The 14,113-nt window shown below is 66.4% G+C and carries 10 protein-coding genes; 6 read left to right on the top strand and 4 right to left on the bottom strand.

From position 1 onward, the window contains the following. Nucleotides 1–258: 258 nt before the first annotated feature. A complete protein-coding gene (locus I6J77_RS08715; RefSeq protein WP_204111318.1) occupies nucleotides 259–840 on the top strand; it encodes a hypothetical protein in 582 nt (193 codons plus the stop codon). A 58-nt stretch (nucleotides 841–898) separates the two neighbouring features. Here the strand turns inward: I6J77_RS08715 and I6J77_RS08710 are convergent, their stop codons facing one another. Together I6J77_RS08710 and I6J77_RS08705 are read right to left on the bottom strand one after the other, a co-directional pair. Next, nucleotides 899–3,292: a serine/threonine-protein kinase gene (locus tag I6J77_RS08710; protein WP_204111317.1), complete on the bottom strand. Its 2,394-nt coding sequence runs from the start codon at nucleotides 3,290–3,292 to the stop codon at nucleotides 899–901. After that, nucleotides 3,289–3,849: an ECF-type sigma factor gene (locus I6J77_RS08705; RefSeq protein ID WP_204111316.1), complete on the bottom strand. Its 561-nt coding sequence runs from the start codon at nucleotides 3,847–3,849 to the stop codon at nucleotides 3,289–3,291. Before I6J77_RS08705 ends, I6J77_RS08710 begins: the two co-directional genes overlap by 4 nt. A gap of 93 nt (nucleotides 3,850–3,942) precedes the next feature. Here I6J77_RS08705 and I6J77_RS08700 point away from each other — a divergent pair, with 93 nt between their 5' ends. Both I6J77_RS08700 and I6J77_RS08695 read left to right on the top strand, forming a co-directional pair. Continuing rightward, nucleotides 3,943–7,083, top strand: coding sequence for a YadA-like family protein (locus I6J77_RS08700; RefSeq protein ID WP_204111315.1), 3,141 nt, complete (start codon nucleotides 3,943–3,945; stop codon nucleotides 7,081–7,083). Nucleotides 7,084–7,279: 196 nt separating this feature from the next. Next, nucleotides 7,280–8,845 (top strand): phospholipase D family protein, encoded by a 1,566-nt coding sequence (locus tag I6J77_RS08695; protein ID WP_204111314.1) that lies wholly within the window; start codon nucleotides 7,280–7,282, stop codon nucleotides 8,843–8,845. Nucleotides 8,846–9,007: 162 nt separating this feature from the next. Here the strand turns inward: I6J77_RS08695 and I6J77_RS08690 are convergent, their stop codons facing one another. After that, nucleotides 9,008–9,406 carry a carboxypeptidase-like regulatory domain-containing protein gene (locus I6J77_RS08690; RefSeq protein WP_204111313.1) on the bottom strand — a complete coding sequence of 133 codons (399 nt, stop codon included), beginning with the start codon at nucleotides 9,404–9,406 and terminating at the stop codon, nucleotides 9,008–9,010. A 314-nt stretch (nucleotides 9,407–9,720) separates the two neighbouring features. Beyond that, complete coding sequence (locus tag I6J77_RS08685) at nucleotides 9,721–10,596, bottom strand: AraC family transcriptional regulator (protein ID WP_204111312.1); 876 nt, start codon at nucleotides 10,594–10,596, stop codon at nucleotides 9,721–9,723. Nucleotides 10,597–10,662: 66 nt separating this feature from the next. Here I6J77_RS08685 and I6J77_RS08680 point away from each other — a divergent pair, with 66 nt between their 5' ends. From I6J77_RS08680 to I6J77_RS08670, 3 genes are all read left to right on the top strand, one after another. Further along, nucleotides 10,663–11,040: a VOC family protein gene (locus I6J77_RS08680; protein WP_204111311.1), complete on the top strand. Its 378-nt coding sequence runs from the start codon at nucleotides 10,663–10,665 to the stop codon at nucleotides 11,038–11,040. A gap of 46 nt (nucleotides 11,041–11,086) precedes the next feature. Beyond that, on the top strand, nucleotides 11,087–11,485 hold the full coding sequence (locus I6J77_RS08675) for an SRPBCC family protein (RefSeq protein ID WP_204111310.1): 399 nt from the start codon (nucleotides 11,087–11,089) through the stop codon (nucleotides 11,483–11,485). A gap of 103 nt (nucleotides 11,486–11,588) precedes the next feature. Then, complete coding sequence (locus I6J77_RS08670) at nucleotides 11,589–13,997, top strand: DEAD/DEAH box helicase (protein WP_204111309.1); 2,409 nt, start codon at nucleotides 11,589–11,591, stop codon at nucleotides 13,995–13,997. Nucleotides 13,998–14,113: the final 116 nt, after the last annotated feature.

Genomic DNA, 14,113 nt, shown 5'->3' with positions numbered 1-14,113 from the left:
CCGGCGTGGCCGGCCCACTGTCACCAGCGGGTTGCCCCGATCGGTCCGCACGACGGCTCGCAAGTCCTGCCGCGGACACGCGGCGGCGCTGGCTACTGCAGCGGGTCGATCAGGCGCGACGGATCGGCCAGGCGCATGGCCGCGCCATGTCCTTGCGCATCGCCTCGACATGGCTGTGCCGTGTCCGCTTTCGGGACGATTTCCCGTTAGACAGGAAGAAGCCAGCCACGATCCTTCATTTCGAACACGGAGAAACCGATGCGCAAATACTGCCATTCACTCGCCATCCTGTTGCTTGTCACTGCCGCTGGACCCGCCCTGTCGCAAACGCCGCCGGAGCTGGCGGCCGAGCAAGTGGCGCAGGACGCCAATGCCAGTGGCTTCCCCATCGGACGGCTGGGGATCGCGGAACAGAAATTCGCCCAGGGCTTCCACCTGCACGAGACCGGTGTCGTGACCCACATGATGCTGCCGCTCAATTGCACGTCGGCGCCGGAGGTCATCGTGGTCCGCGTGACGATCCAGAGCCTGCGCAACGGCCTGCCGTCCGGCCGGGTACTGATGTCGCAGGACGTCCCCGGCTATGCGCTGGATTCGTGGGCATCGGCCAACGGCATGCAGAGCATGCGCATGGTCGAGTTCGAACAGCCACGGTTGATGTTGTCCGGCGATTACGCCTTTACGGTCGAGGCCAGCGGCGGCAATTGCATGCTGTGGACAGGCCCGCTCGGCGACAGCTACGCCGAAGGCCAGGCCTTCATCATCAACAGCCCATGGATCACGGCATGGTTGCCGTGGAATCGCGACCTGTCATTCCAGGTATTCCAGCGTGCACGCTGAAGTCGCTGGCATCACGCACCGTCATATCGCCAGGCGTTTCGCCAGTTCTTGAGCGATCCTAAAGCGGAACGCCTTGCACGCCAGCCAGCAACGCCTGGATGTCTTGCCGCATCTTCTGCAGGCGTGGTGTGTCGGCCTTGCCCAGGCTGGCCAAGGCGCGCTGATAAAAATTGGCGGCTTTCGCCTTGTCGCCCTGTTTCTGCCAGGCAATGCCCATGCCCTTGTACACAGTCGCCAGTTGTCCCGGCACCGGCTTGCTGCTGGTCAGAATGGTTTCCGAGTGGGAAAAGGCGTCCAGCGCATCGGCATGCTGCCCCAGGTCATTCAATGCCTCACCCAGTTGCCAATAATTCGTTCCGACTTCCGGACTGTCCGCACCAACCAGCTTTTCGTTGATCGCGATGGCCTGGCGCATGTCGGCTTCGACGCCGTCAAACTGACCGAGTGCCCGTTGCGCGATGGATTTATCAAGCAGCAGGTTGACCCGATCCTGATCCAGCGAGGGATCACCCTGCTTCGTGGCATAGGCCAGACCCTGGCGCGCAAACTGCAGTGCGCGCAGGTGCAGATTCTGCATGATCAGCACCTTGCACAAGCCGGTGTAGGCGCCGATCGTGGTGCTGCGGGCCTGCTCGTCCGGCGCAGCCAGCCCGGTCAGCAGCGTCAGGCTTTGTTCGTAATTGCTGGCGGATGCGGCCAAATCACCGACCATGCCCTGCACATCAGCCAGATTCTTCTGCGATGCTGCCTGCTGAAAAGTGTCGTCTGGTGCGTAACGCTTGCGCAGTTGCAGCGCATGATCCGCCGCGGTCACCGCTTCCTTCGGCCTGCCCACCGCTGCCAGCACGCCCGCGTAGTTGCTGAAGTGGACGGCCAGATCCAGTGCGTCCTTGCGGTTGTACGGCTGCACGTCCTGCATGCCTGGCGTGTACATCGCCTCCGAATCCGCGTAGTCGCCGCTCGTGGCATACAGGATGGCCAGGCTGCGCTGCACCGCCTTGCGCACTTGCGGATCGAGATTCCTTTCCTCGTCCAGCAGCTTGCGTGCATAGGCAAGCAGATCCTTCAGCGAGAACTTGCTGTCGAGCATGTGCTGTGGCGTCGCCCCGGTGAGCGCCTCTTCCAGGAACTCCATCGCGCCGTTCGCCCGCGCGGCCTGTTGTTCGGCAAGCTGTGCCTGCGCGCGCGCTTCGTTGGCCTGCCACAAGGCGACGCCGCTTCCGGCGATCAGGGCAAGGGCCACCGCCGCGATCGACGCGGCCAGCAGGCGATTGCGGCGCAGCCACAGCCTCGCGCGTTCGCCGCGGGACAAGCGCACGGCGGCGATCGGGCGGTTGTCCAGCCAGGCCCGGAGGTCGCTCCCCAAGGCATCGGCCGAGGCGTAACGGGCTTCCGGATCACGGCGCAGGCAGGCCTGCACGATGTCGGCCAGGCTGCCGCGCAGCGCACGCGACAACGAGCTGGGAGTAAGCCCGCCGCGCAACGCCGCCTGTTCGGCGGAAGCATTCGCTGCCGCCCGCGTGAGCGGTTCGGGCTCACGCGCCAGTTGGCGCAACTGGCTGGCCACCGGGGTATCGCGGGTCAGCCCGAACGGGTGCGTGCCGGCCAGCAGGCGATGCAGCACCACGCCCAGCTGCCACAGGTCGGTGACCGTGGTGATCGGCGCGTCATGCAGCTGTTCGGGCGAGGCGTATTCGAAGGTGAGCGCGCGGTCGAGGGTCGCGGTCGCGTCGGCGCCTTCGAGCTGCTTGGCGATGCCGAAATCCAGCAACTTGACCCTTCCGTCGGCATCCACCAGCAGGTTGGATGGCTTCAGGTCGCGATGCACGACGAGGTTGCGGTGCGCATAACCCACCGCATCGAGGACCTGCAGGAACAGCACCACGCGTTCGCGCAAGCCAAGGTGGCGCGCGTCGCACCAGCGGTTGATCGGCGCGCCGTCGATGCGCTCCATCACGAAGTACGGTTCGCCCCCCGCGCTGATGCCGCCGTCCAGCAAGGTGGCGATGTTCGAATGCCGCAGACCGGCCAGGATCTGGCGCTCGCGCAGGAAGCGTTCGCGCGCCACTGCCGAATCGGCGCTGGCGCGGATCAGCTTGAGCGCAGCCTGCTGCGCATAGGCGCCGTCGTCGCGCTGCACGGCATACACCGCGCCCATGCCGCCGTGGCCGATCACCTCGACGATGCGCCAGGCGCCGATGCTGCGCCCGATGGCCGGGTCGTGCTGCGGGTCGCCGGCGTCATGGGCAAGCGCATGGCCCCACGCCGCCACGTCGCCGCCGAAAGGTTCGCCTGTCGCGGCATCGGCATGGAGCAATGCCAGCACCTGCATCCGCAGGGCCTCGTCGTCGCCGCACAATTCGGACAGGCGGGCCTCGCGCCCTGCCCCGGCAAGGTCAGCCACTTCATCGAAGATGGCCAGCGCACGCTGGCGCCGCTGCGTCTCGCTCACGCCTGTATCTCCGCCAGCAGGAAGGCGCGCGCCCGGCGCCAGTCGCGGCGCAGGGTGCGGTCGCTGATGTCCAGCATCGCCGCAACCTCGACCTCGGAATAGCCGCCGAAGTAACGCAATTCGACGATTTGTGCGGCGCGTTCGTCGAGCCTGGACAGGGACGACAGCAGCTCGTCCAGCGCCAGCACCTCGACCGCGGCCTGCTCGCCCTTGCCCAGGGCGGCGCTCAGGGTCAGGGCGTCCAGTCCGCCGCCGCGCTTGTCCGCCTTGCGCGCGCGTGCGTTGTCCACCAGCACCTGCCGCATCGCCCGTGCGGACAGCGCCAGCAGGTGGTTGCGGTCCACCGCCGCCATCTGCGCGCCGCCCAGCTTGAGGTAGGCCTCGTGCACCAGCGCGGTGGTCTGGAAGTCGTCGCGCATGCGCCGAAGCTGCGACCGCGCCGCGCGCTTGAGTTCGTCGTAGACCGCCGAGTAGGCCTGGCCCAACGCAGCGCTATCCCCCGCGCGGGCACGGGTGAGCAACACAGTGACCTCGGGCTGCTGTGATGTCGCCTGCATGGTGTTTTTTCCCCAAGCGTGTCCGCTTTCGAGGCGGAGTTTCGCATAGATCAATCATGCCGGCAGTCCGCCGGGACACCAGAGGGGAAAACCATGCACCGCCACATTGCACATCGCCGCCTGCCGGCGGCTTCCATCCTGTCGCTGGCCCTGTTGGCAGCGCTGTCCACTCCTGCCTTCGCCGCCGATCCGGCCTGTGTCGACACTGCCGGCAATCCGACCGGAGCCTCGACCGACCAGGGCAACGAAGGCGGCACCGACAACGCAACCTGCGCCTCCGCCACGAGTGCCTTCGGCCATTCGAACGTGGCCAGCGGGATCGATAGCAGCACGTTCGGCAGTTACAACGTGGCGTCCGGATACGAAGGCAGCGCCTTTGGCGTGGGGAATTTCGCCCCGGGGCAATGGAGCAGTGCGTTCGGCGGTTTCAACCAGGCCACCGCGCTGGACAGCAGCGCGTTCGGCTTCAACAACCGGGCCAAGGGCGAATATGGCAGCGCCCTGGGCTATCGAAACTTGGCCACGGCCAATGCCAGCAGCGCGCTGGGCTTCCGCGCCACCACGGTGGGCACTGGCAGCACGGCCCTGGCGGGGTGGTACGACGCCAACAACAATGGCGCCGAAGACATCGATCTGGACCTGGACCAGGACGGCATCAACGAGTCGTCCAGCGAAACGGCCTACACCACCGGTACCAGCGCGGTCGCGCTGGGCGCCGGCGTGGCGGCGAAGGGAAATTACAGCGTCGCCATCGGCGTGGACAACAGCGCCGAGGGACAGAACAGCATGGCCATCGGCAGCCACAACGTCGCCGGTGTCGGCGCCCTTGCCTATGGCGTCAGCAACAGCGTGGAACCGAACAGCAGCGCCTTTGGCTTCGGCAATGCGGTCTTCGGTTCCAGCAACTATGCCTTCGGCGGCGGCAACCATGTCGAAGGGCTCGGCAACAACGTCTTCGGCCTCAACAGCAATGTCGAGGGCACCAACGCCAACGCCTTCGGCATCGTCAACGAAGTCCAGGGGGACAGGGCCAACGGCTACGGTTACAACAACAAGGCCTACGGCGCCGACAGCAGCGCGTTCGGCAACGGCAACTTCGCCGGCGGCGCGTCCAGCGGTGCATTCGGATATGGCAACAACGCCGGTGCCCCGCGTAGCAGCGCGATCGGTTATCGCAATACCACGTGGTCTGCGGACAGCACGGCTTTCGGTTATGGCGGCACCGCCTTCGGTGTTGGCAGCCTGTCGGTATCGAGCTGGCTTGACCTCAATGGCAATGGCGAAATGGATCTGGATCTGGACGCCGCCGGCAACCCGGGCTGTCCCACCGTCGACTGTGTGGCCAGCACCGAGGGCGCCGTTGCCGGGGGAGCATGGTCGGTCGCCGTGGGCGGCGCGGTGTGGGCGCGCGGCGACAAGAGCGTGGCGATGGGCCAGGCCAATACGGCCATGGGCGCAAGCAGCACGGCGCTGGGCTCGCACGGCACGGCCACCGGCCGGGGCAGCCTGGCCTTGTCGACGTTCTTCGTCGCCGAAGGCACGCCCACGCCCGACGTCGACACCGATGGCGATGGCACCAGCGACGCCTACAGCCGGGGCGCGATCGCCGTCGGGGAAAGTGCCGTCGCGGTGGGTGCGGGCGTGCGTGCGGATGGTGACTACAGCAGCGCGTTCGGCAATGGCAATATCGCCGGCGCCGATTACGCCAGCGCGTTCGGCTTCGGGTCCGAGGCACGGAACATCGGCAGCACCGCCATCGGTTACCAGGCCGTCGCCGATCGCGACTACGCGGTCAGCGTGGGCCAGATCGGCGTGGAACACCAGATCATCCACGTCGCCGCCGGCACCGAGGCGACCGACGCGGTCAATCTGGGACAGCTGAACACAGCCATTGCCGGTCTCAGCGGCGACGGCACGCCGGTGCATTTCTTCAGCGTCAACTCTACCGACAGCAGCGCCGGCAATTACAACAATGACGGCGCGACCGGCACGGATGCGATGGCGGTGGGCGTGAACGATGCCGCCAGTGGCAGCCAGAGCAGCGCATTGGGCACCAGGAATACCGCTTCGGCGGACTTCAGTTCGGCCGTTGGCAACAACAACATGGCTACCGGCATGTACGCCCAGGCATTCGGTATCAACAACGTTGTCAGCGGCACGTCGGGCATGGCCTTCGGCGACATGAATACCGCCGGCGACTACGCCAGCGCATTCGGTCGCTTCAACAACGCGGTCGGCGAAAACAGCGTCGCCTTCGGATTGGTCAACAACGCAAATGCCACGGCCAGCGCCGCGATCGGCATCAACGCCACGGCCAATGCCGCGCAAAGCACCGCCATCGGCTACGGCGCAGTGGCTGATCGCGAGCGCACCATTTCGGTCGGCAGCGCCGGCTATGAGCAGCAAATCACCAACATGGGCGATGGCACCGCGGACACCGATGCGGTCAACGTGCGGCAGATGCGTTCGGTCGTGGACTGGTTCGGCGGCGGCGCCTCGTTCACCGATGGCGTGTTCACTGCACCGACCTTCGTCGTTCAGGGCAGCAGCTTCAGCGATGTGGCCTCGGCGTTCGCGGCGGTGGACACGCAGCTCACCGGCCTGCACGACCAGATCGACAACATCGAGGTCGGCTCCGGTTCGCAGGGGCCCGCCGGTCCGCAGGGGCCACAGGGGCCACAGGGGCCCGCCGGTCCGCAGGGGGAACCGGGACTGGACGGCACGGGCAGTGGCAGCGCGCTGGCGGTGGAGTACGACGACGCCGGCAAGGCGACGGCGACGCTGGGCGGGACGGATGGCACCCAGGTGAAGAACGTGACCGACGGCGCCGACCCGATGGACGCGGTGAACAAGCGGCAGATGGATGCCGGCGATGCCGCCACCGCTGCCCAGACGCTGAACTCCTCGAAGTCGTACACCGACAGCAGGTTCGCGACCTGGAACGACAGTTTCACCCAGTATCAGCAGCAGGTCGGCAGGCGTTTTGCGCAGACCGACAAGCGCATCAGCCAGGTCGGCGCGATGGGCACCGCGATGACCCAGATGGCGGTCAACGCATCCAATGGCAGTGGCCCGAATGGACGCATCGCGATCGGCATGGGCGCGCAAGGAGGCCAGGGCGCGGTATCGATCGGCTATGGCAAGCGTGTCGGCGACCACGGCTCGTTCTCGCTGGGTGCCAGCTTCAGTCGCGGTGAGTCCAGCGCCGGCGCCGGCTTCGGCTTCGACCTGTAAGCGCCTCGGGGAACGTACGGAACGACGCGGGTAGCCGTGTCGTTCCGTACGCCCTCTTGCCTGCTGATCCAAATGACCAGCAGCAGCGCAACGCGCCAGTCGCGTGGAATTCACGGCCCGCTTCGCACAGTACGCCGACGGTCACGAACGACGGCTGCGAAGCCGGGGTCGGCGCGTAGCGCAAAGGCAGGTGCACATGCGGTATCTCATCAAGGCGGTCGGATCGGCCTTGCTCGGCCTGGCGCTGGCGGCCTGCTCGCCGCCGGCGCCGGTGGTCAAGCCGGTGTCGAAGGCGTTGCCGCCCACCGTGAGCACGCCGGCGGCGCGCTACGTGCACGCCGAGGCGGACAAGCACCAGGAGCAATCCGGTTTTCGTCTGCTGATGCGCAGCACCAATGCACTGATGAGCCGCGTGGCGCTGGCCGACCATGCGCAGCACTCGCTTGACCTGCAGTACTACATCTTCGACAACGACGCGACCGGACGGCTGATGGCGCAGCGGCTGCTGGCCGCGGCCGATCGCGGCGTGCGCGTGCGCCTGCTGGTGGACGACATCAACGCCAGCCAGGCGATCGACCTGTTCGACGCGCTGGACACCCATCCGGACATCGAGGTGCGCCTGTTCAACCCGTTTGCCACGAAGAGTCCATCGCTGCTGTCCAGGGCCACCCAGTTCCTGCTTGATACGCACCGGCTCAACCGCCGCATGCACAACAAGTCGTTCATCGCCGATGGCAACGTGGCGATCGTGGGCGGACGCAATATCGGTAATGCGTACTTCGATGCGGGCGAGAACACCAACTTCCGCGACCTCGACCTGATCGCGATCGGACCGGTGGTGAACCAGGCCTCGCACGCGTTCGACGAGTACTGGAACTGCGACGCGGCCTATCCGGTGAAGGCGTTCCACGGCAAGCACGCCGACCATTTCGACCTGGCGAAGCTGCGGGTGGAGCTGGCCCACGATGCGCGCGTGTTCGCGCAATCGGACTATGCGCAGGCGACGCTGGACGCCCTGCCCCATGGCGCATCCGCCGATCGTCCGGGCAGCTGGTTCTGGGGGCCGGCCACGCTGGTGGCCGACCAGCCGTCCAAGATCGAGGCCGGGCCCGACCAGCCGCAGTTGCGCATCGGTCCGGACATCAAGGCGATGACCGATGCCACGCAGCACGAACTGCTGCTGATCTCGCCCTACTTCATTCCCGGCGAGCGTGGCTCGGCGTATCTGGACGCGCTGGCCAGGCGCGGCGTGACGGTCAAGGTACTGACCAATTCGCTCGCCTCCAACGACGAGCCGATCGTGTACTCGGGCTACTCGCGCTATCGCCGCTCGCTGCTGGAAAGCGGCGTGCAACTGTTCGAACTGCAACCGGCCACGGGCGCGTCGCAAGCGGCCACCTCCGGCGGCACCTCGTCCGGCGTCAGCCTGCACGCCAAGGCCATCGTGGTGGATCGGCACAAGGTGTTCATCGGCTCGATGAACATGGACGCGCGCTCGAAACTGCTCAACACCGAGATGGGCATCATCGTCGACTGCCCGCCGCTGGCCGCCGCGGTGACCGAGTTCTTCGACACCGCCACCTTGCCCGAGTACGCCTACAGGGTGTCGCTGAAAGCCGACGGATCGGCGCACGGTGCCATCCAATGGCAGGCCACCGAACACGGCAAGCCGGTGACCTACGACCACGACCCCGGCGTTACCGCCAGCCGCCGGGTCGAGGTAAAGATGCTCAAGCTGCTGCCGCTGGAAAGCCTGCTCTAGCGTGCCGGAAGGTCACGCGCTCACCTTTGGGGTGGAATGTTCCGCAACGCAAATCCGGCGTCTTCCGACGCCGGACTTGCCGGGAATGACCGCATGGCCGGCCGCACGCATCACGATCGAAGCACGCGGACGAGACCATCGGCATTTACCCCGGACGGTGCATCAGGACTTGTCTGCGGGCTTGCCGCATTCGCCCTTGGCGCAATCGAAATCGACCTTGATGCCGCCGCCGGCACGAACGGTCACATTGGTGTGCTTGACCACGGCTTGTCCGTTCTCTTCGAGTGTCACGACGTAGACACCGGTCGGAACCATCTTGACCTTGTAGCGGCCCTTGGAATCGGCGTGAACCCGACGCTGCAGACCATTGGCGTCGCTATGAACCACGATGCTGTCGCCCGCCGGTGCGACGCCGAAAACGGTGCCGGCCGTGGACTGTGCATGGACCGCCAGCGATCCTGCCGCACCGCACAGGGCGACGGCGGCGGAAATGACCAGGCTGCGTGCGAAAGATGAGCGACGCTGCGAATGCTTGTTCGAAAGGGCATTGCTGTTGTTCATGGGATTTTTCCTGATGCTTGATTAGAGCCTTGGGGCACGAACGCCGCCAGAAATCAGGCAGCCCGCTCGTGGGGGAGTTCTGGACGTCCGCGCATTACCTGTCCGGCACGCGACGGACTGTCGGGTGCAAGCCGGGTTTCACTCGTCGTCTGCTGCCATCGGTTGAAGGACGGATGTCACTTGCCGGATGGCTGCGCAAGCCTACGACGGCAAGGCGCGCTTGCCGAAGGGCCAGAGGTCATAGGTCAACACATCTGACGAACAGGATGACAACGCCCGCCACGGAACGATCGTGGCTGGCCCACCAGGTCAGCTCAGCATTTCGGCCGGGCGCGATACGAACCCGGGTTCATGCCCATCACGGCGCGGAAGCGGTGATTGAATGTGGACAGATCGCTGAATCCGGCCTCGAAGGCAATGCCCGAAATGGATGTGGTGGAGTCGCGCAACTGCACGGCAGCGCGGTGCATGCGTGTGCGCAACACGTATTGATGCGGGGTCATGCCCACCACGCGGCGGAACACCCGAAGGAAATGCCAGGGACTGAGACCGGCTTCGCGGGAAAGCTCGCCCAGCGTCAGGCTGTCGTCAGCCAGTTGCGCACTGGCTTCGATACGGCGTACGGCATCCGATACGCGCTGGGCGTCGTGACGGCCAAGGCGGCCCGATCGTGGGCGCAGCCCGGCATCCACATGCAGCGCGATGCCCGCCAGATCGATGGCGATTTCCTCCAGCGCGGCGGCATTTCCCTGTCGGACAGCTTCCTGTCGGGCAGATTCCAGTCGGGCCAGGAGCCGCGTCAGCGACGCCGCAGGCGGCACATGCGAGTGGCCGAATGTGGCCTTACGTACGCCGGGCATGGCGGCTACCAGGTTTTCCCAGCAGGCCGGGGTGAAATGGAAGGACAGACAGTGATCGCCGGTGCCGTGTTCGTGTCCGCATTCAAAACACTGGCCATGGTTGCCGAGCAGCAACGACCCGGGCGCCAGCAGAGTATCACCCTGACCGCTGCGATACAGGAAGGTCCCGGCGAGGACCGCCGCGACGGAGACCGTCTCATGGCGCTCCTCGAACGCACGATCGCGCGGCCCGGCGCTGCAGATCACCTCCTGCACGCTCCAGCCATTGCCGCTGGCCAATGTTGTTGCCTCTATCGTCACCGGGGAACAGGCCTTTCCGTCGAACAGCAATTTTTCCCAAGCCGCCAGTTGCAGTCACGTCGATGATGCTGCCACCGACCATCATCGGAGTCACCCATGATCGACCACTTGTCCATCGGCGTCCGTGACATCACGCGTGCCAGGGCCTTCTACGACGCCGCATTGCAGCCGCTGGGCTATCGCTGTCTCAGTGCGGATGCAACCTCGCTCGGCTACGGCGCGACTTCGGTGGCGTTCTGGGTGCTGCGCAGCGAGGCACCGGTTCCGGCCAACGACGCCTCGGGGTTGCACATCTGCCTGCTGGCTCCCAGCCGCACCAGCGTTGATGCCTTCCATGCCGCTGCGCTCGCTCATGGCGGGCGCGACAACGGGGGACCTGCGCTTCGGACGGATTACAGCGCGAATTATTACGCCGCGTTCGTGAGCGACCCTGACGGCTACCGCATCGAGGCTTATTGCGGCAGCTCTGCGTGACTGACTGCAGCCGGACGGCATCATCCAGTCCAACGAGGAGAACCCCTTGGCAACCGTACGCAAGGACATCATCACCACAGCCCATCCCGACGATGCATGGGATGCGATCCGCGACATCGGTGCGCTGCATACGCGCCTGGTGCCCGGCTTCGTCATCGACACCTGTCTCGAACCCGGTGCGCGGCGGGTCACCTTTGCCAATGGCCAGTGCGTGCGCGAGCCGATCATCACCCTGGGCGAGTGCAGCCGTCGACTGGTGTGGTCGGCCGAAGGCGTGGGTGCCACGCACTACAACGCCTCCGCCCAGGTGGTGGCCGAACCGGGCGCCACTCGTGTCGTCTGGCTGGCGGATTTCCTGCCCGACGATATCGGTGGCGCGATCGAGGCAGCGATGGATGCTGGTGCGCACGCGATGAAGGTGGCCCTGGACAGACTGTCGCGCTGAGCAGGCAGGAAGAGCGTCATTCGTGCACGCTCGCGGAACGCCCATCTCACCCGGTGAGACACCACGCCGGCCTAATCCGCGAAGACTTTCGCGGATGCCGACCATGAGCGCCTTGCCCGACCGTTACGCCACCGATGACCTGGTACTGCGCGACCCCGGCGATGGCCGCACGCTGGCCCAGCGCCTGTCGAAGCGCTACGCGGCGCGGATCACCGGCGCCTTCGTGGTGCCCGGTCGCGAGGGCAGCTTCGCGCCGTTGCCCGCGGATCTTCCGCCGGCCGTGGCGCAAGCCCTGCGCACGCGGGGCATCGAGCAGCTCTACAGCCATCAGGCCGAGGCGTGGAAGGCCACGCAGTCCGGCGCGCACGTCGCCATCGTCACGCCCACCGCCTCGGGCAAGTCACTGTGCTACACGCTGCCGGTGATCAGCGCGGCGATGCAGGACAAGGCCAAGGCGCTGTACCTGTTCCCGACCAAGGCGTTGGCGCAGGACCAGGTGGCCGAACTGCTGGAGTTGAACAACGCCGGCGAGCTGGGCGTGAAAGCCTTCACCTTCGATGGCGATACGCCCGGCGATGCGCGGCAGGCGATCCGCCTGCATGGCGACATCGTGGTCAGCAACCCGGACATGCTGCACCAGGCGATCCTGCCGCACCACACCAAGTGGGCGCAGTTTTTCGAGAACCTGCGCTACGTGGTGATCGACGAGGTGCACACCTACCGTGGCGTGTTCGGCTCGCACGTAGCCAACGTGATCCGCCGGCTGAAACGCGTCTGCGCGTTCTACGGCGCCACCCCGCAATTCATCCTGTGCTCGGCCACCATCGGCAATCCGCAGGAGCACGCCGAGGCGCTGATCGAAGACGCGGTCACCGCGATCACCGAAAGCGGCGCGCCCACCGGCGACAAGCATGTGTTGTTGTGGAATCCGCCGGTGGTCAATCCCGACCTCGGCCTGCGCGCCTCGGCCCGTTCGCAGACCAACCGCATCGCGCGGCTGGCGATCAAGTCGGGCATGAAGACGCTGGTGTTCGCCCAGTCGCGCAGCATGGTCGAGGTGCTCACCAAATACCTCAAGGACGTGTTCGACCATGACCCGCGCAAGCCGCCACGCATCCGCGCGTATCGCGGCGGCTACCTGCCGAAGGAACGCCGCGCGGCGGAACGCGAAATGCGCGCGGGCAGCATCGACGGCATCGTGAGCACGTCCGCGCTGGAGCTGGGCGTGGATATCGGCAGCCTCGACGTGGTGGTGCTGAACGGCTACCCCGGCTCGGTCGCCGCCACCTGGCAGCGCTTCGGCCGCGCCGGCCGGCGCCAGCAATCCGCGCTGGGCGTGCTGGTGGCCAGCTCCGATCCGCTGGACCAGTACCTGGTGCGGCATCCGGAATTCTTCCAGGACGCCACGCCCGAGCATGCCCGCATCCAGCCGGATCAGCCGCTGATCCTGCTCGACCACATCCGCTGCGCCGCGTTCGAGTTGCCGTTCGTCGGTGACGAGATGTTCGGCACTGAAGTGACCACGCCGTGGCTGGACTTGCTGGGCGAGGAAGGCGTGCTGCATCGCGAGGGCGATCGCTGGGAATGGATTGCCGACAGTTACCCGGCCATCGCGGTCTCGCTGCGCTCGGTCGCCGACGGCAATTTCGTGGTGGTCGATCGCACCGACGGTCGCCAGACCATCATCGCCGAGGTCGACTACTCCGCCGCCGCGGTGACGCTGTACGAAGGCGCCATCCACATGATCCAGTCGCTGCCCTACCAGGTCGAGAAGCTGGACTGGGAAGGCCGCAAGGCGTATGTCACGCGCACCCAGGTCGACTACTACACCGACGCCATCGACTACACCAAATTGAAAGTGCTGGACTGCTTCGACAGCTCGCACGCGGGCTGCGGCCAGGCGCATCACGGCGAGGTGCACGTGGTGCGCCGCGTGCCGGGCTACAAGAAGATCCGCTTCTACTCGCACGAGAACATCGGCTACGGCCCGGTCAACCTGCCCGACCAGGAACTGCACACCACCGCGGTGTGGTGGCAACTGCCGCAGGCGGTGCTGGATGCTGCGTTCGAACAGCGCCAGCAGGCGCTGGACGGCTTCCTCGGCGCGGCTTATGCGCTGCACATCGTGGCCACCGTGGCGGTGATGGCTGAGGCGCGCGACCTGCAGAAGTCCGTGGGCTCGGGCGATGGCGCGTGGTTCGTCAGCGCCGACCTCAGTGGCCGCGGCCAGATCCGCGGCAACGACGGCCAGCCCGCCATGCTGGCGCCAGGTGCGCCGTTCACGCCCACCGTCTACCTGTACGACGCCTTCCCCGGCGGCATCGGCCAGAGCGAGCCGCTGTTCCAGCGTCGCGAGGATCTGGTGGCGCAATCGATCAGCCTGATCGAACGCTGCGACTGCCGCGCCGGCTGCCCCGCCTGTGTCGGCCCGGTATTGGCCGCGGACGAAGAGGCAGCCAGCACGGTGAAGGCGCTGGCGCTGCGCGTACTGGCCTTGCTGGTGGCGCTGTGAGCGCGCTGGCCGCGCGGATGCGCAAGCTGCGGGCGGAGGCCGGCAAGGTCGGTACCCGTGCGCCGAACGTGGACTTGCCAGCCAGCCAGACGGGTTCTGTGGCTTCGACGGCGGCC

The sequence above is a fragment of the Rhodanobacter sp. FDAARGOS 1247 genome, assembly GCF_016889805.1.
Lineage (GTDB): Bacteria > Pseudomonadota > Gammaproteobacteria > Xanthomonadales > Rhodanobacteraceae > Rhodanobacter.
The sequence above is the reverse complement of the archived record's forward strand: the minus strand, read 5'-3'. Positions and strand labels throughout refer to the sequence as shown.